Source organism: Sphingobium sp. S6, assembly GCF_905120495.1.
Lineage (GTDB): Bacteria > Pseudomonadota > Alphaproteobacteria > Sphingomonadales > Sphingomonadaceae > Sphingobium > Sphingobium agri.
This window is the reverse complement of record NZ_CAJHOG010000008.1, coordinates 53381-70830: the sequence shown is the minus strand read 5'-3', so window position 1 is coordinate 70830 and position 17450 is coordinate 53381. Positions and strand designations below refer to the sequence as shown.

Below are 17450 nucleotides of genomic sequence, written 5' to 3'. Positions count from 1 at the left end.
TCAGGGCACCAGCAGGGTGAAGGGATAGACATAGGCCTGCAGCATCACGAACAAACCGATGAGCGCCCCCAGCACCAGGCTGTGAAGGAAGACATGGCGCAGGATGCGGCCTTCCTGCCCGAACCATTGGGTAGCGGTAGAGGCGACGACGATGCTCTGCGCGTCGATCATCTTGCCCATGACCCCGCCCGCGCTGTTCGCGCCCGCCATCAGCACGGGCGGCAGGTTCAGCTGTTCGGCGGTGATCTTCTGCAATCCGCCGAACAGCACGTTCGACGCCGTATCCGATCCGGTCACGGCAACGCCCAGCCATCCGAGCATCGTGCCGAAGAAGGGATAGAGCACGCCCGTCGCCGCAAAGGCCAGCCCCATGGAAGCGTCGATGCCGCCATATCGGGTGAGATAGCCCAGCGCCAGCATCGCCGCGATGGTGAGCAGCGAGGGCAGCACCAGCTTCCACGTCCGCAGATAGACAAGGCCGATCGTCCGCGCAGGCACACCCAGAAGCACTGCGGAGGCAAGCGCGGCGACCAGAATCGCGGTGCCCGTTGCTGAGAGTAGGTTGAGATTATAAACCGCCTTTTCATATTCCGGCGCGGTCACGACGGGGGGCAGTCGCTGGATCACGCCATCGAGCCCGGCGAAGGGCAGGCGCAGCGCGAAGATGGCGTCCAAGCCCTGCTTCATGAAGGGCAGACCCCACAGGAAGACGCAGGCGGTCAGGATGATCCACGGCATCCACGCACGGCGGACTGCGGCAGGATCATGCAGCGGCTGGGCATGGGCCGCATCTACCGTCGCTGCCACGTCCCGCTCGTCTCCCGCAGCGAGCTTTGCCTCATTGACATGCATGATGCGCGCGGGCTGCCATATCCGCAGGAAGCCGATCAGCGTAGCGATCGAGGCAAGCGCCGCGCCGATGGAGGTCAGCCAGGGACCGTGAAGATTGGAAATGAGCAGTTGCACGACTGCAAAGCTGACGCCTGCGACCAGCACGGCGGGCAACACTTCCATCGTTCGCCGCCACCCGCAATATGCCACCATCAGCCAAAAGGGCACGATGATAGCGAAGGGCGTCATCTGCCGCCCGACCATCGCCGACAGTTCAAGCAAAGGAAGACCCGTCACGCCGGATAACGTGACCAGCGGCGTCCCAAGCGCGCCGAACGCCACAGGCGCGGTATTGGCGATCAGCGATAGCCCGGACGCCTGCAAGCGCGTGAAGCCAAGCCCGATCAGCATCGCGCCCGTCACCGCGACCGGAGTGCCGAAGCCTGCCGCGCCCTCGAAAAAGGCGCCAAAGCAGAAGGCGATGAGCAGCAACTGCAACCGGCTGTCCGCCGTGATCGACGTGATCGCCCCGCGCAGGACATGGAACTGCCCGGTCGTCTCCGTCAGTTGATACAGAAAGATGATATTGAGCACGATCCAGCCGATCGGCAGCAGTCCATAAGCCGCGCCAAACCCAGCAGCGCGAAGGGCCAGCCCCGCAGGCATGCCGAATGCGAGCACTGCGACCGCCAGACCTGCACCCAGGCCCATAAGCGCTGCGATATGCGCGCGCACATGGAACAGGCCGATAGCGCCAAGCAGCACGACGACAGGAATGGCGGCGACAAGTGCGGACAACAGGCCGTTGCCGAACGGATCGTAATTCTGCGCCCAGATCATTGCGCCACCGTTGCCCTTTTCCCGATCAACTTCCGCTCCCATCGCGCCGCAGCTTTTCGCGGGTTCAGCACCCTCGGTCAGCGGTCGCTAGGCTGGAGAGCATGCGAACGAAACTCGTCTTTCCGCGATGCGGAACATATTCGCCGTTGAACGGCATGCGTTCCACAGGACGGAATGCAGTTTGCCGGATGATTGTCCATCGCGCTTTGCCGGAGCAGAATGGACATGGGGAGTTCGAAACAATCGGGAGCGTGACGAGCATGAAGTTGAGAGCGAACGGCGGGATTTCGCGCCGCGACCTTGTGCGCGCCCTGCCCGCAACAGCGATGGCGAGCGCCCTTCCCATTCAGAGCTGGGCCGCCGCAGACGTTGGCAGCTTTGATCGGCGGCAATGGTGGAAGCATGAATATCGCATCCTCCAGACTAATCTGCGTGAGATCGATGCGCTGGAAGACCCTCGGACGATCGCCCGCGAAACGCGCGCTTTCGGTGCGAATGTCATCGTGTCGAATATCGGCGGGATCGTCGCATTTTATCCCACTCAGCTGCCGCTCCATTATCGCAACCCGTTCATGAAAAGCGATTTCGCGGGTGAAATGGTCGCCGCCGCGCATGCGGAAGGTCTCGCCTATATCGGGCGCTTCGACCTCTCCAAGGTGACCAAGCCCGCTTTTGACGCGCATCCCGACTGGTTCATGCGCAACCGCGACGGCACTCCGCGCGAATATGCCGGGACTTACCAGGCATGCCCAAATGGCGGTTGGGCGCAGGATTACAGCCTGCAAATCTTGAAGGAAGGGGTCGAGCGGCACGATGTCGACGGCCTGTTCTTCAACATGACGGCTTTTGTCCGAACCGACTATTCCGACGTCGATCACGGCATTTGCGTGTGCGACAATTGCAAGCGGCGGTTCCGTGACTTGTACAAGCTGGAACTACCCCGAACCGAAGACGGGACTGATCCCAACTGGGGCGCCTATCAACAGTTCCAATCGCGCATCATGGCGGAACTTTCGGCCAAAGCGCGCGACATCATCAAGACAGCACGTCCAAACGTGCCGCTGATGGACTTTTTCGGCGGCGTCGTCGCGCGCGGAGAGGTGCAGCGGCGCGTTTCGCGCAAGGCGCCGGAATGGCCGCACGCCATGGGTGAACAGACGCGAGCCTTGATGGCGCTGGCGCCAGGCAAGGCTTTTTCCGCCACCTCGACCGCACATATGGATTATCCATGGCGGCAGGTGACGGAAAGCACGCAAAACCACATGCTGCGCTTTGCCCAAGCACTTGGGACTGGAGCCAAGCTCGATCTTTATCTGATGGGGACGCTGGGCGATCAGGATGACCCGCGTTTCCTGCCGCCGATTTCGCGCCTCTATCATTGGCATGCCGCCAATGAGCAGCACTATGCAGGACTGGAGCCGGGCGCACGCATCGCGCTCTACAATATGGGCTCGATCTTCCAGCCGGCTGGCACGGGACTGGCCCGCTATGGCAACAATGCGCAGCGGGGCGCCTATCAGGCGCTAGTCGATGCGCGCCTGCCATTCTGGATGACCAACGGTATGCAAGTGGCCAAGGCCACCCGCGACAGGGCCTATGATGTCATCATCATGCCGCATATCATGACCCTTGATGAAGGTGACGCCGCCGCGCTCGATGCTTTCGTAGAAGCAGGTGGTTTGATCATTGCCACTGGCTATACCGGCGCGCTGGGCAAGGACGGCAAGCCGCGCAGCATTCCGGCAATGAAATCAAGCCCCGTAGGCAGCTTTGGCCAACCGCGCGACGGCCATGGCTGGTCGCTCGACATGAGCAAGGCGGCCATTCCCATGGGCCCAGGCCGGATGCCAATCGACGAGACATTCTTCCCGGTGACGCCCCGCAGCGGCGCGACAAGCCTGATCCCGTTCGCGCCGGACCAGCGCTTCGGCCCCCCCGAATTTTCCTACGCCCGGCCTGGTGACACGGCGCGTGCCGACGCGGGCGCGCTGGTCATGGCTTATGGCAAGGGGCATCATGTCCATATCCCATGGCTGCCCGACTGGCTCTATTATCGTGACGGAATCGACGCGCATCGCGTGCTTTTCGAAAGCCTGATCGCTCGCTACGCCCCACCGCCGCCCCTTCTTCTGGAAGGCGCAGGCCCGATCGAGATGATGGCGATGCGGCAACCCGCTGCGGGCAAAATGCTGGTCCACGTCATAAACTATTCGGGCCAGCGTAACACCCATTATGGCGATCCGGTGATCGCCCAGGGGCTGAAGCTTGGCGTTCGTGGTCCTGTAGGCGGCACAGCCCGGATGCTGGTGGCTGGCAAGGCGGTCAAGGGCAAGCAGCGTGCGGGGGACCGCGATCATCTGTGGTTCGATCTGCCGCCGGTCGATACGTTCGAGGCGGTGCAACTCACTATGATCTGAAAGGACGAGCGGGGGAGAGGCGGCTGACCGCCTCTCCCCCATCCAATGCGGATCAGAAATTCGGGGCGAGGTCCATCAAGACGATGCCCTGCCCGACCCCTGCGTCGATCACATCGGCCGACCCTACCTGCGCCGCGACCATCCGGCCGTCCGGCCGCACGACGGGATTGCCGTATTTCCAGCCGCCATATTGCACTATGTTGGTCATGCGCGTGTAGCGCGGCTTCTTAGGGTCAAGGTCCAATATGCACAGATCCATGCCCTTCGAACGGTCCTGCGCACATTCGACGAAGGTTCGCTTTCCATCAGGGAAAATCCCCTCGACTTCGCCATAGAGGGTAGAAGGCGTGGGATATTCTGTGATCTTCCTGGTAGCGAAATCGACCGAAAGAACTTTCGTCTCGACACCCGTCGGCCCTTTGCCGAAACCGTAGCAAGGCATCGTCAGGCCTTTGTCGCCCGGCAAGAAGTCCTGTGCCTCAACAAAGCATTCGGTGGTCGTCACGATTTCCCGCACGTTTTCAAGCTTTGCCGACTGCCCGTTGACGGCAACGCGACCGGTGTAGATGGTCGTGGATGCCGGCTTGCCGCCAGCCGCCGCTTTCACCTGGCTCCACGCGATCATGTTGCTGCGCGGGCTGACCGCTATCCCTTCGAACACGGTGATGCCCAACGGAACAGGCGCACTCATCGCCTGAGCGTCCATCCAGAACAGTTCGATGCGGCCATGCCGGGTTTCTTCCCGCGTCTTTCCCAGAATACGGGGGCCAAGCAGAAGGTAGCTGCTGTCAGGGAGATAATGCATCCGCAAATAGCCCTCGCTGGGCGAGTGGCTGGTCAAGTTGCGCGTGCGGCCGGTCGCCATGTCATATTCATAAGCGTCGCCATAGGATTTGCCGATGAACGCCAGCTTGTCCCCCTTGGTCGAGAACACGGGCCTTTCTCCAAAGGCGGAGATCAGCCGCTGCCCGGGCGGCATGTCTTGAATGGGATTGCCCGGCTTGTTTCCTAGCGGCATCGTCGCGGGCACGGCCTCGCCGCGTGTAAAAGTCTGCGCGGTGAGTGCGGACAAGGGCACTGCCGCAAAGAGCGCGGCGGCCAGTACATGCTTTGCCTTCATTGATCTTTCTCCTTAGCCTTGCGCAAGCAGCTTGGCGGCCGCTGCAAGTCAAGCTGATGTCATGGATGTTTCACCATATGGACAGCGCGACTAACCGCTGGTCAGGAAACGCTGCGGGCGGTAAAGCCAATGCATGACCATCGAGTGCGCCGCCGTCCCCACAGAACCGGAGACTTCAGGATATCGCCGGGTGCTGGCGCACCTGCGTGACCTGCTGGTGAATGGCGGCGTGGAGACAGGGCACCGCCTGCCGAGCGAACGGGAACTGGCGTTGAGCCTGGGGGTGAGCCGTCCCGCCGTGCGCGAAGCCGTCCGCGCGATGGAGATGATCGGCGTGCTGGAAACGCGCCACGGACGCGCCAGCACCGTGCGCATCCCCGATGCAGCGGTCTTGGGCGAATTCTTCTCGCTTGCGCTGGCGCAGCAACCCGCGATCATCGACGACATTGTCGAGGTCCGCATCGCACTGGAACGGCAGGCGCTGCGCCTTGCCTGTACCCGGGCGACGCCTGAAGACCAGCGCAACCTCGAGGGAGCGCTGGAGGAGATAGAAGCGACCATCGACGATGTGTCGAGCGGGGGGCATGCTGATCTTCATTTTCACACCCAGCTAGTCGCCGCCGCGCATTCCCCCGCTTTGACGACTGTTTATGGCACGATCACGCATCTGCTGGAGCGGTCGCATGTCGAACGGCGCAGGCGCATCGCGGACAGCCCGAAGGCGCGGGATTATCTGGTCGATCATCACCGCAAAATCTACGAGGCCGTCCGCGCTGGCGACGCATCCATGGCTGACGATTTGATCCTCAGCCATTTCGCGATCGGCGCCGCGTGGAAGCTGCAGGGGACGATCCCGGATGCTTAGCCGTCGATCAGGATCGCGCGAAAGTCGTTGACGTTGGTGCGGGTCGGGCCGGTGAACAGCAGATCCCCCAACGCCTCGAAGAAACCGAAGCTGTTATTCTCGCGCAGCATTCCGCTCGCTGACAGGCCGGCCGCTCTGGCCCGCGCCAGCGTGCTTTCGTCAGCGATCGCTCCAGCATGTCCGCCCACGCCATCGATGCCATCCGTGTCGCACGCCAGCGCGGAAATCCCCGGCGCGGCGTCCAGCGACATGGCAAGACTCAACATATACTCGCTGTTGCGCCCGCCCCTGCCCGACGGGTTGCCGACCAGCACCGTTGTCTCTCCTCCCGACAGCAGCGCCCAGCGCCCGCCCTTGCGCTGATGATGCAGGGCCAGCGCAGCGTGAACGATGCCGAGTTCGGTCGCATCCCCTTCCAGATCATCACCCAGATAGACGGGCCTATATCCCGCCGCCGCTGCCACCTCCCCCGCAGCTTCCAGCGCCATGCGGTTGCGCGCGACGATCCGCGTGTCCGCGCGCGCAAGTTCAGGCGATCCGGGACGCGGCGTCGCATGCCGGTCATCGTTCAGCACAGCCATCACATTGTCGGGGACCGTTATGCGATAACGCTCGATCACCCGGCGCGCATCCTCCAGCGTCGTGCGATCCGCCACGGTCGGGCCCGACGCGATCAGCGCGGGATCATCTCCCGGTACATCAGAGAAGGCGAGGGTGACGACCTCCGCCGGGTGCGCCAGCGCGGCGAGACGGCCGCCCTTGACCTGCGACAAGTGCGTGCGCACGCAATTGATCTGCGATATGGTCGCCCCGCATAGCAGCAATTCCCGTGTCACGCGGCGCTTGTCATCCAGCGATACGCCATCGACCGGCAGCGCCAGCAGAGCCGACCCGCCGCCGGATATCAACGCCAGCAACTGATCCTGTTCGCCAAGGTCGCGCACGGCTTCCTGGATCATCTGCGCCGCGTGCAGGCCATGCTGGTCGGGCAAGGGGTGCCCCGCCTCGATGACCAGCGCATCGGCCGGCAAAGTACCTGGCGGCAGTCCGTGATCATAAGGAATAAGAACGATCGCCTGCGTACCCGGCGGCGAATGGCGCAACGCCACGCTGGCCATCGCCGCTCCGGCCTTCCCCACTGCCAGTACCAGCCGCCGTCCTTCCGGAGGGGGCGGCAGATGCGATGGCAAACAGCGCTCGGCCGATACCGTTGTCAGGGCGACGTCGAACATCTCCCGCGCCAGCGCAATCCGCGCCGCTTTCACCCTGTCGCCTTCCGTCAATGTCCGTTCCTCGCCCGCCGCTATGTCTTTGGCTTACAAAGCGGAGGTGGAAGCTGCAAATCGCAACTTGCGTGAAAAGGACAATTCCATCTGGCGGAATGCTATTGTCGTCGAACTATTTGGCCTTCTTCCCCAGCAGCAGGCGGGCCTGCGTACCCCAGGTGCCGACGAAAAGGTCTTCCACGCCGTCTCCGTTGACGTCGCCTTTCGCCATGCTCCAGCTGCGCCCCACGGCGGTGGCGGGCATGATGGTCGCCGTCACATCGCTGAAGCGGCCCTTGCCGTCATTGGCATAGGCACGCAGTTGCAATGGCTTGAAGCCCGGCACGTCGATCGCCCCGACGATCAGGTCAGGATGGCCGTCATGGTTGAAGTCCATCACCATCCCGCCCCAACTGGAAAAACGATTGGCAGGCAGGCGCGTCTTGGTTTCGTCGCGGAACTTGCCCCGCCCCTTGTTGATCAGCAACCGCGCCTGGGGATCCTTGTCCCATTTCTTGTTGTTGCTGGTCAGGTTCAGGAACAGGATGTCGGGCCGCCCGTCAGCATTGGCGTCGAACACATGCACTTCGCGCGTCTCCATCGGCGTCAGCAACTGGAGGCCCTTCGACGACTCGCGAAAATGCCCTTTGCCATCGTTCAGCAGCAGCCGGTTCGGCGGGCTTTCATTAGCGACCACCATGTCGAGATCGCCGTCGCCATCGACGTCGACCAGCGCGATATCCTGTGTATCATCCTCATAAGCGGGCAGATGAGTTGCCGTGGCGTCGATGAAGGTGCCGGGCTGTTTGGGATCGTTGAGCCACAGGAAATTCTGTCCCGAAGCGCGCGGTTTGCCGGGGCGGTCCTCCGCCGAATTGCCGATGGCGATGTCGGGCAGGCCATCGCCATTGACGTCGCCGACCGCCAGCCCATTGCCTTCGCTCATCTTCGGCAACCGGTCCGACGCTTCGGTAAACACACCCCCCGGCCCGCCGAGGAACAGTTGGTGCGCATGATCCTCCTCGGCAACGAAGATCAGGTCGGGAAAGCCATCGCGGTTGAAGTCGGCCGACAGCACATGTTCGCTATCATGCGCCTTGGTGCCAAGCGCGCCCTGTTTCCAGGTGAAGCGCCCCTGCCCGTCATTGATGTAGAGCCGGTTCGGGCCCATTTCGACGGCCAGCACTGCGTCCAGATCGCCATCACCGTCCACGTCAACCAGCGCGACATCCAGGGCGTGGAGATATTTGGAAACGGGGACATGCGTGTCCGTCACGTCGTCGAACATCAGTGTCGACGCGGCTTCGTTCTGCGCCTGCCCGGGCATCGCGCCTGCCATCAGAAAAGCGAAGATCGCCGTGCGGCTCATCAGGCGACGGTTCATCATGCGGTCTCCAGCTTGCGAAGATAGGAAAGGCTCTTCTTGAGAGAGTCGATGCGCGCCCCGGTGAAAGGCGGCTCCTGTTCAACGAAGAAATTGCGCACGCCCGCACCTCGCGCCGCCTTCAGGATTGCGGGCCAGTTCATTATGCCCGACCCGACCTCCGTCGGCTTCTGCTGCATATGATAATTGATCTGCGTACCCGCCGCGATGTCCTTCACATGCATCTGGGTGAAGCGGCCGCGATAGCGCTCGAGCCAGGCGGCGGTGTCGTGCCCGCCCGCCGCCAGCCATCCGGCATCCAGCTCGAAATCGACGATGCTCGGGTCCGTTCGTTCAAGCAGGATCTGCAAACCCGTCTTGTTCCCCAGTGGCGCCAGCTCGCCATTATGATTGTGATAACCGATGCGGATACCGTGTTTCTTGAGCACCGCGCCCTTCTCATTGAGGAAGTCGGCCATGCGCTCATAACGGTCGGCCGTAATGGGCGCTCCGCCGGGCTTCATCAGCGACATGAAGGAGATCGGCGGACCCCAGATCGGGTCCTTGGGGAACTGGAAAAGCGGCAACACGGCGTTGCGTGAACCCAAAATATTGAGCTGGTCCACAAGCTTGTCGAGATCATCGAAGTTGAGCCCGCTTGCGCCCGGCACCGTCGACGAAGCGGCGACATGAGCGCTCGGGCAGACAAGGCCCGCTTTGTCCAGTGCAGCCCGGAATTCAGTGGCGGAGCGACGGTGCAGCGACGCAAGCTCCACCGACCGGACGCCTGTCGCCGCGATGCTGGCGAGCGCGCCGTCGAAGTCGCGGTTGAGGTCAGGATCGAACATATAAAGCTGGACCCCCGCCCCATCCTTCCCAAGCAATGAGGCGGATTTGCGGCGCGCCATCGCCGGCACGCCCGCCCCCAGCATCAACAAAGCAGAGGATTTGAGGAGGTCGCGGCGATTCATCGGCATATCTTTCAGTTTGGAAGGGTCAGGCGAGAGCGGCCTTGCGGCTCGCCTCCCGCAGGGAGGTTTCGGGATAGCGCATCATGCACAGGACCACGCCAAGGGAAAACAGTGCGGGCACGATGCCGATCAACGTGCGCAGCGGCAAGGCGTTGCGCGGATCGCTGGCATGGGCGGGATCGAAGCCGAGCCAGCCAAGCAGCAGGAAGGCAAGGCCGACCGCCAGCCCCAACGCCAGCTTCATCGATCCGTTGAGCGTCGCATAGAGCAGCCCGGTGCGATCGACGCCGAAGCGGGCGCGAGTAGCGTCGGCGACATCGGCCATCAGCGCGCGCGGCAGGAACCAGGCGATGGGTATGCAGAGGCCCAGTACCGCGACGTTGGCAGCCGTCAGCCAGAAGGCGTTCGCAGGCTGCGTCGCCATGAGCAGTTGCAGTGCCGCCTGCATCAACGCGCCAACTTGCAGCGCGCGCGCCTTGCCGATCCGCCCGGCAAGCTTCGCGAACAGCGGCGTTCCGGCAAAAGCTGCGGCATAGGCGATCAGGATGAGCGTGCTGGCAGCCGCCCGGTCGAACCCCAATTGCCCCATATAGAAGAACAGCGCCACGGCGTTGGCGACGCCGGTCGACAGGGCAATCAGCAAGTCTGCCAGCACAAGCCGGACGACCGGCCCCTGCGAAAAGAGCGCGACATAATCGCGCAATGCAAGGGCTGCCTGAGAACCCTCGGAGGGCTGCTTTTCAGGAGTCGTCTTGAGCGCCAGCAAGATCGCGGCAGGGATCAGCACGATCATGACCCAACCCGCCGCATGCATCCCCGCTCCCGGGTCGCCCGGATAGGCGCTGGCGACGAGCGGCAATATGGCGAGGATAGAAAACTGCCCTGCCGTCGCGAAAATCTGCCACCAGGCAAAAATGCGCGTCCGCTCCGCTGCTCCCGTGGCGAGGGTTGCGGTCCAGGCAAGATGCGACAGCACGATCATCGAAAATCCGATGAAGGCAATGAACAGCCATGCCCATAGATAGGCCATGCCGACTCCCCGCTCCGCCTGGAACAGTGCATAGGTCGACAGCATCAGGATGGGCGCGCTCGCCACTAGCCAGGGGCGATACCGTCCCCAACGCGATCGCGTGGCGTCCATCATTCCGCCCAGCAATGGGTCGATCATCAGGTCCAGCACCCGCACCGTCATGAAGGCAGTGCCGACCGCGCCCACCGGCAGCGCCAGCGCATTGGCGTAAAATTCAGGCAGGAACACCGTGACCAGGGTCGCGTAAGCCTGGATCGCAAGTGCGGTGACGCAAAAGGCCGCGAGCCTGCCGCGCTCCATCGCTTCCTCCCTGCCCTGCGTCATTCGGCCCTCCCCCTTGATCGGATTCCAAACTGGTAATACCACAGCAGGATCAAAGCGCCAGTGGGCAGTTCGATTCTGCCGGTAAAAGACTGCGGAAGCGGCACTGGCAAGGGGGCTCGGGGATCAATGCGCAAACCAGAAACATTGTCCGGTGACGAACAGCTTATCCCGTATCGGGATGTCATCGGCTTTGCCAACGATCATGCCGGTTTCCCTTTGCGCCCGCCGGTGCTGGAGTTGCTTGGCCGCCATAGCGGACGGATCATCGATGTCGGGGCGCAGTCGGAAGAGCCTGTCGACTTTCCCGACGTTACGCGGCGCGCGGTGCAGGCCATCCTCGACAAGCAGACAGATCGGGTCATCCTGCTCTGCGGCACCGGCGCGGGCGCGTGCATCGCCGCCAACAAGGTGCGCGGCATCCGCGCTGCGGTAGCGCACGACACCTATGTCGCCCGGCAGGCGGTGGTGCATGATGATGTCAATGTGTTGTGCATCGGCGCGTGGATCACCGGACCGCAAATCGCCCTCGACATCATCCGCCATTTTCTGTCGGCGCAGTTCAGCGACGAAGAACATTTCCGCCGCCGCGTCGCAAAGCTCACATTGCTGGAGCAGGGCGGCTGAGCATGGCTGGCAAGGTCGTCATATTGGGCAGCGTCAATGTCGACCTGCTGGTTAGCACACCGCGCCTGCCGCTTGCGGGAGAAACCGTATCGGGGAGCAGCCTGACGCGCCAACTGGGCGGCAAAGGCGCGAACCAGGCCGTCGGCGCGGCGCGCGCGGGGGCGCATTGCATCCTGCTGGCCGCTGTCGGAAAGGATGAAGACGGAGCCAGCATGACAGCTGCACTTGCCGGTCATGGGGTGGATGTGGAACGAGTGCGTGCCACCTCCTCCGCCACGGGCTGCGCGCTGGTGGCCACATCGCCGCACGATAATCAGATCATTCACATCGCGGGCGCGAACAGCGATGTCGATGCCGCTCTGGCGGCGGAGGTTGATCTTGGCCCGGCCGACGTCTGCCTCGCTCAGATGGAGACGCCTGCACCCGCCACGGCAGTCCTGTTCCGGCGTGCCCGTACACTCGGCGCCTTCACCATCCTCAACGCCGCGCCCGCGTCGACCGGAGCGCGTGAGTTGCTGCCGCTCTGCGATCTGCTTATCGTCAATGAAGGCGAACTGGCATTGCTTGCCGGATCAGATGTTGGACCCATGCTGGACGACAATGGCCTGCTGTCGAGCAGGACTCCGCTCGGACTGGAGCCTGGCCAAATCCTGCTCGTGACCCTAGGCGCTGATGGTCTGGCGATCATAAGTGAGGACAAGGTCCAGCGTATTGCGGGGCGGCCTGCCAAGGTGATCGACACCACCGGCGCAGGCGACTGTTTTTGCGGCTATCTCGCCGCTGGGCTTGCCCGAGGCGACACGATCGAGCGGGCCGCTGCCGAAGCCAATGCCGCCGCGTCCATCGCTGTCCAGTCCTTCGGCGCGGCAGCCTCGATCCCCGACCGCGCAACCGTGCTGCAATGCCTGGGCAGCACTCCCGCACACACTCACTAAAAATATCGACAAAGGAGCCTGAAGCGTGACCCATATCATTGCGGCCCGTAAGCCCAATCGAGCCGCCCGCATCTTGAGCGCGGCGCTCCTGACCGTAGCCTTCCCCCTGACCGCGCCTGCCGCAACGGCGAAGGATGCCAAGATCGACTATCTGACCGCGCCCTTCCATCAGGAGCGTCTGCTGGGCTGGGGCAACCGGCCCAACTGGTCGCCCGATGGCCGCCGGATAGCCTTCACGAAGGACGATCTGGTCGATAGCCCGGCTTATGAGATTGATCTCCGTACGAAAAAAGTGCGCTGCCTGACCTGCAAGTTCGGCGACACGCAATTCGTCACCCGCATTTTCTACCTGCCCGACAACAGCTTCCTGATCGAGGCCGCGCCGGGGATGAAAGGCGGCAGCGGCGGCGCGGCCGATGCGGGCCGCACCCAGCTCTTCTGGATGTCGAAGAAGCTGGCCCGCCCTGTTTCGCTGAACAGCGGGGCCATGGGCGACATCGCGATCGCACGCAGCCCCAATGCGGACGGATCGGTCGACATCGCCTGGTCACGTCCGACCGCCACGGGTCTGGAACTCACCAAGGCAAGGCTCGTCAATGACGGACGCACCGCCCGCCTTGCGGACCAGCAGGCCCTTTATACCTATCGCCCCGGCCAGCCCGGCCCGGCCAGCTTCCCTGAAGCCTATGACTTCATCGACGGCGGGCGGAGCGTCATGTTCTGGACCACCGAGGTGGCCACGCTTGACAGCGAAATGTACAAGGTCGACATCGCGACCAAGGCCGTGAGCAAGGTGTACGCCACCCCGTCACATAACGAAACCCATGTCTTCCCGGACGAGCGCTATGGCCTGGAAGAAGCGAATATCCATTCCGATCCGGATGGCCCCTATCGCGGCATCAGCGCCCATATCAAACCGGGCGTCGAACAGATTCTGCGCTTTGCGGGTAAAAGCAATGCAGCGGAGATCGCCGCCGCCAACTCCGGCAAGGGCTTCGACATCTTCGTCATCACTATGGACGGCAAGTCTCGCCGAGCCCTTACCAATGTCAGCCGATCGGGGGCGCAGGCGCATCAATCCACCGTGTCCCCGGACGGCCGCCGCATAGCTTTTGCCATCAAGGATCCCGCCGGAAAGTCCGGCCACTCGGCAGGGCTTTATATCGGAACCTTCGGAGGAAAATAATTCTTCAGGGGGCGGGTTTTAACCCGCTCCCACCTCCAACCGAAAAGCTACGAAGAAGTGGCCGTCCATTTAGCTCTCTGGCGCATCGACGCGATCTTCTCTATCGCTAGGCGCAAATGCAACAGAGCGACCAATGCACCACCGACCTGCCGCTCATTGCGGAGCAGGAGCTGCTGATAGCTGCTGTCGCGGACCAGCCGATGTCTGTCAGATTGATCACCGGCGTCATCGCGGATGCGCCGTTCCCGATGTTTATCCTCATCGGGGAGACGCGTCGGCTGGTCTACAACAGCGCGTACATTCCCATCCTCGGCCCGCATCACCCCAGCGCGATGGGCCGCCCGTTCTTTGAGGTGTGGCCGGAAGTCCGTGATGTGATCGAGCCGGTAGTGGACCTGGCATTTGCAGGGGAAGCGACACGCTTTGAAGACCTGCCGGTCACGCTTCATCGGCCCGAGCCCGGGCCTGCCTGGTTCACCTTCTCCTATAGCCCAGTACGAGACGAATCCGGAGCCGCCGTTGCCGCCCTTTGCGTCTGCACGGAAACGACCCGAACCGTGATCGCGCGAGAGCGCCAGCATTTCATGAGTCGGCTGGAAGCTTCCTTCCGCAATTTGCAAGACGCCGAAGAGATTGTCATGGCGGCGCAAGCGCTGCTTGGTGAGCATTTCGGGATGAGCCGGGTCGGCTATGGCGGCCTGGATCCGGAAGGGCGCTATTTCACCACGTCCGGTAACTGGACTGATGGCTCCGTGCCGCATCACAACGGCACCCATGATCTCGCCGCCTTTGGTGACGAGATTTTCTCTGCGCTGCGCAATGGCGTCTCCCTGGCGGTTGAGGATACGTTGACGGACCCGCGCGCGCAGGGTTCCATGAGCGCGGCGGCGTTCGCTGCCCTGCAGGTCCGCTCTGCGGTGACGGTATCGCTGATCAAGGATCGCCGCTTCGTCGCCGCGCTTTACCTGCATCATCAAGAACCGCGCCGCTGGACGGCCGAAGAGGTCGATTTGATCCAGGAGGTGGCTGAGCGCACCTGGTCGGCCGTGGAGCGGGCCCATGCTCAAGCGGATTTGCGCGCTCTGGCTGAACGGCAAGGCTTTTTTCTTGAGCTTGGGGATGAATTGAGGCCCTTGGTTCGGGCCGAGCAGATCAAGGAGACTGCGGCGCGCCTTCTGGGACGATATCTGCGCGTGGGCCGCGCCGGCTATGGTGAGATCGACGCGGAGCAGCGCCATGTCACCGTCGAGCGCGACTGGAGCGATGGCCGCATGACCTCTCTCGCGGGCGAAACACGTCCCTTGGATGTTTTCGGCCCCGCCATCATAGCGCAGCTAAAGGCAGGCAAGCTGCTTCGGATTCCGTCGGTCGCGGACGATGCTGTCGCCGCGCCTTTCGCCGAGGGATATGCCAGCATCGGCGCTACGGCCTTGTTGATCGTGCCACTCATAAAGGAAGGCCGCCTGACGGCGATCCTATACCTCCACGAAGCCGAAACAAGAATGTGGACCGATGAGGAGGCCGCCGTTGCGTTGGAGGTCGCGGAGAGGACTTGGGCAGCGGTCGAACGCGCACGTGCCGAAGATGCAGTGCGGCAACTCAACGCGACGCTGGAACGTCGGGTCGGTGAAGCGCTGGCCGAGCGTCGGCTGTTTGCTGAAATCGTCGCCGCGACGGACTCCCCGATCCAGATGATCGGCGTGGACTATCGTTTCCTGGCCATCAACCCGGCCGGTCAGCTTGATTATGAACGCGTATTCGGCGTCCGGCCCCAAATCGGTCAATCATTGCTTCAATTGCTGTCGCATCTGCCTGAACAATGTGAGGGAGCGCGAAAGCTGTGGGCGCGAGCTCTCGCCGGTGAGTCTTTCCAGCAGCGCGCATGGTGGGGCGACAGCCCGGCAGACCGGCGAGCCTATGATATGCATTTTGAGCCGGTGCGCGGTGCGTCTGGGGAGGTGACGGCGGCTTACCTCATCGGGCGAGATGTCACCGATCTGCTGCGCGAGCAGGAGCGCCTTGCTGAAGCGGAAGAACAATTGCGCCACGCCCAGAAAATGGAGGCGATGGGCCAGCTCACCGGTGGCGTCGCACATGATTTCAACAATCTTCTGACGCCGATCGTCGGCAGCCTCGACATCCTGCAACGGAGGGGGTTGGGAGGCGAACGCGAGCAACGTCTGATTGCAGGCGCGGCACAGTCGGCTGAACGCGCCAAGGTTCTGGTGCAACGCCTGCTCGCTTTCGCTCGCCGCCAACCGCTGCAACCGAGCGCGGTAGACCTTGGCAGCCTCGTCCATGGCATGGCCGATCTTATCGCCAGCACGGCGGGCCCTCAGATCAAGGTAGCGGTAGAGGTCGCGGACGATCTTCCTCCCGCACATGCCGATCATAATCAGTTGGAGATGGCGCTGCTCAACCTCGCGGTGAACGCACGCGATGCCATGCCAGACGGCGGCATGCTCCGCATCAGCGTGGTTGCCTCCGAGGATCAGGGCAACCGCCCGGAACAACTGACGGGCGAACGCTATCTCAAGCTTTCCGTTGCCGACACGGGGGTAGGCATGGACGAAGCGACATTGGCACGCGCGATCGAACCATTCTTCTCAACCAAGGGCGTCGGCCAAGGCACAGGTCTTGGCCTGTCCATGGCGCATGGCCTTGCATCGCAACTCGGCGGCGCCCTCACCATTCAGAGCCACCTGGGAGTGGGAACCAACGTGCAACTGTGGCTGCCGATCAGCGGCGCTCACGCCACTGCCGCCCCGCTCCCCACGGCAGCGGCGGGTCAGAAAGCGGCGGCCGGGATTGCGCTGGTCGTCGACGATGAAGATCTTGCCCGCATGACGACGTCCGCGATGCTGAGCGACATCGGCTATGATGTGGTCGAAGCGGACTCCGCCGAACAAGCGATGAAGTTGGTCGAACGAGGATTGTCGCCCGATTTGCTCGTGACCGATCATTTGATGCCGGGGAAAAGCGGAACAGAGCTTGCGCGCGACCTGATTGTGGCACTGCCTCAAATACAAGTGCTTATCGTCTCGGGTTACGCCGAGCTGGATGAGATCGCGCCGGATCTGAGGCGGTTAGTGAAGCCGTTCCGGAGCGACGAGCTTGCCGCGGCCTTGGACGAGGCGCCCGGCGTCTGAAGAAATGTCATTGATCCGAAGCAATGAAGACCTTCTTCACCTTCAATATCTGGAACATCTGAGCCAAGGAATAATTGGTGCTGCGCTTGAACCGGAGTCAGCATGCGCATCCCCCCTCTCGAAGTTCTCATTGGAACAGCCTGTATTGCCGGTGCCGCAGGTTACACCATTCTCTGCTATTTGTTCAAAATGAGCGACATATGCTGCCGGGATGATGTAGGCATTATCGTCTCGGCGAGCCTGCTATTCGTGCTCTTGCCCCTGTTGATGCTGGGGTCGAGCCCGGCCCGGATCGGCGTGACGATCGTTGCTGGATCAGGCCTTGCTCTGGCGCTGCACCATGGAGGCATCACGCTACATGACGGCGCGCTGCATAGCGCAATGGCGAAGGCCGTGGCGGTTCTGCTGATGGGAACGGCCGCCCTGTGGCATTCGCCAGCCAATATCTGGTTCCGTCGCGGGCAGGGCCTGACCTGCTGATCTCTTTCCGTCAAGTTTGACGGATTGAATAGGTCTGCTCCTCTGCCGGC

13 protein-coding genes are annotated in these 17450 nt (G+C 62.6%); 7 read left to right on the top strand and 6 right to left on the bottom strand.

The features are described 5' to 3' along the window. Complete coding sequence (locus SPHS8_RS16720; protein ID WP_201516546.1) at nt 1-1713, bottom strand: L-lactate permease; 1713 nt, start codon at nt 1711-1713, stop codon at nt 1-3. A 218-nt stretch (nt 1714-1931) separates the two neighbouring features. On the opposite strand from SPHS8_RS16720, the gene SPHS8_RS16715 reads away from it, so the two are divergent. Continuing rightward, on the top strand, nt 1932-4088 hold the full coding sequence (locus SPHS8_RS16715; RefSeq protein ID WP_201531107.1) for an alpha-amylase family protein: 2157 nt from the start codon (nt 1932-1934) through the stop codon (nt 4086-4088). 52 nt (nt 4089-4140) lie between these two features. Here the strand turns inward: SPHS8_RS16715 and SPHS8_RS16710 are convergent, their stop codons facing one another. After that, nucleotides 4141-5208: a hypothetical protein gene (locus SPHS8_RS16710; protein WP_201516544.1), complete on the bottom strand. Its 1068-nt coding sequence runs from the start codon at nt 5206-5208 to the stop codon at nt 4141-4143. Between the two features lie 133 nt (nt 5209-5341). On the opposite strand from SPHS8_RS16710, the gene SPHS8_RS16705 reads away from it, so the two are divergent. Beyond that, nucleotides 5342-6073: a FadR/GntR family transcriptional regulator gene (locus tag SPHS8_RS16705; protein WP_201516543.1), complete on the top strand. Its 732-nt coding sequence runs from the start codon at nt 5342-5344 to the stop codon at nt 6071-6073. Here the strand turns inward: SPHS8_RS16705 and SPHS8_RS16700 are convergent. The 4 genes from SPHS8_RS16700 to SPHS8_RS16685 form a co-directional block, all read right to left on the bottom strand. Next, nucleotides 6070-7356 carry a glycerate kinase type-2 family protein gene (locus tag SPHS8_RS16700; RefSeq protein ID WP_201516542.1) on the bottom strand — a complete coding sequence of 429 codons (1287 nt, stop codon included), beginning with the start codon at nt 7354-7356 and terminating at the stop codon, nt 6070-6072. The genes SPHS8_RS16705 and SPHS8_RS16700 overlap by 4 nt on opposite strands. A gap of 115 nt (nt 7357-7471) precedes the next feature. Continuing rightward, nucleotides 7472-8725, bottom strand: coding sequence for an FG-GAP repeat domain-containing protein (locus tag SPHS8_RS16695; protein WP_097093453.1), 1254 nt, complete (start codon nt 8723-8725; stop codon nt 7472-7474). Then, nucleotides 8722-9672, bottom strand: a complete 951-nt coding sequence (locus SPHS8_RS16690) for a sugar phosphate isomerase/epimerase family protein (RefSeq protein ID WP_201516541.1) — start codon at nt 9670-9672, stop codon at nt 8722-8724. Before SPHS8_RS16690 ends, SPHS8_RS16695 begins: the two co-directional genes overlap by 4 nt. Nucleotides 9673-9697: 25 nt before the next feature. Further along, on the bottom strand, nt 9698-11026 hold the full coding sequence (locus tag SPHS8_RS16685; protein WP_201516540.1) for an MFS transporter: 1329 nt from the start codon (nt 11024-11026) through the stop codon (nt 9698-9700). A 126-nt stretch (nt 11027-11152) separates the two neighbouring features. On the opposite strand from SPHS8_RS16685, the gene SPHS8_RS16680 reads away from it, so the two are divergent. The 5 genes from SPHS8_RS16680 (at nt 11153) to SPHS8_RS16650 (ending at nt 17400) form a co-directional block, all read left to right on the top strand. Further along, nucleotides 11153-11650 (top strand): RpiB/LacA/LacB family sugar-phosphate isomerase, encoded by a 498-nt coding sequence (locus tag SPHS8_RS16680; protein ID WP_097093450.1) that lies wholly within the window; start codon nt 11153-11155, stop codon nt 11648-11650. A 2-nt stretch (nt 11651-11652) separates the two neighbouring features. Further along, nucleotides 11653-12585: a ribokinase gene (locus tag SPHS8_RS16675; protein WP_201516539.1), complete on the top strand. Its 933-nt coding sequence runs from the start codon at nt 11653-11655 to the stop codon at nt 12583-12585. A 25-nt stretch (nt 12586-12610) separates the two neighbouring features. After that, on the top strand, nt 12611-13771 hold the full coding sequence (locus SPHS8_RS16670; protein ID WP_201516538.1) for a PD40 domain-containing protein: 1161 nt from the start codon (nt 12611-12613) through the stop codon (nt 13769-13771). 116 nt (nt 13772-13887) lie between these two features. Then, nucleotides 13888-16920, top strand: coding sequence for a PAS domain-containing protein (locus SPHS8_RS20495; protein ID WP_236575232.1), 3033 nt, complete (start codon nt 13888-13890; stop codon nt 16918-16920). A 180-nt stretch (nt 16921-17100) separates the two neighbouring features. Continuing rightward, entirely contained in the window at nt 17101-17400 is a 300-nt protein-coding gene (locus SPHS8_RS16650) for a hypothetical protein (protein ID WP_236575231.1), read from the top strand. The last annotated feature ends 50 nt before the right edge of the window (nt 17401-17450 follow it).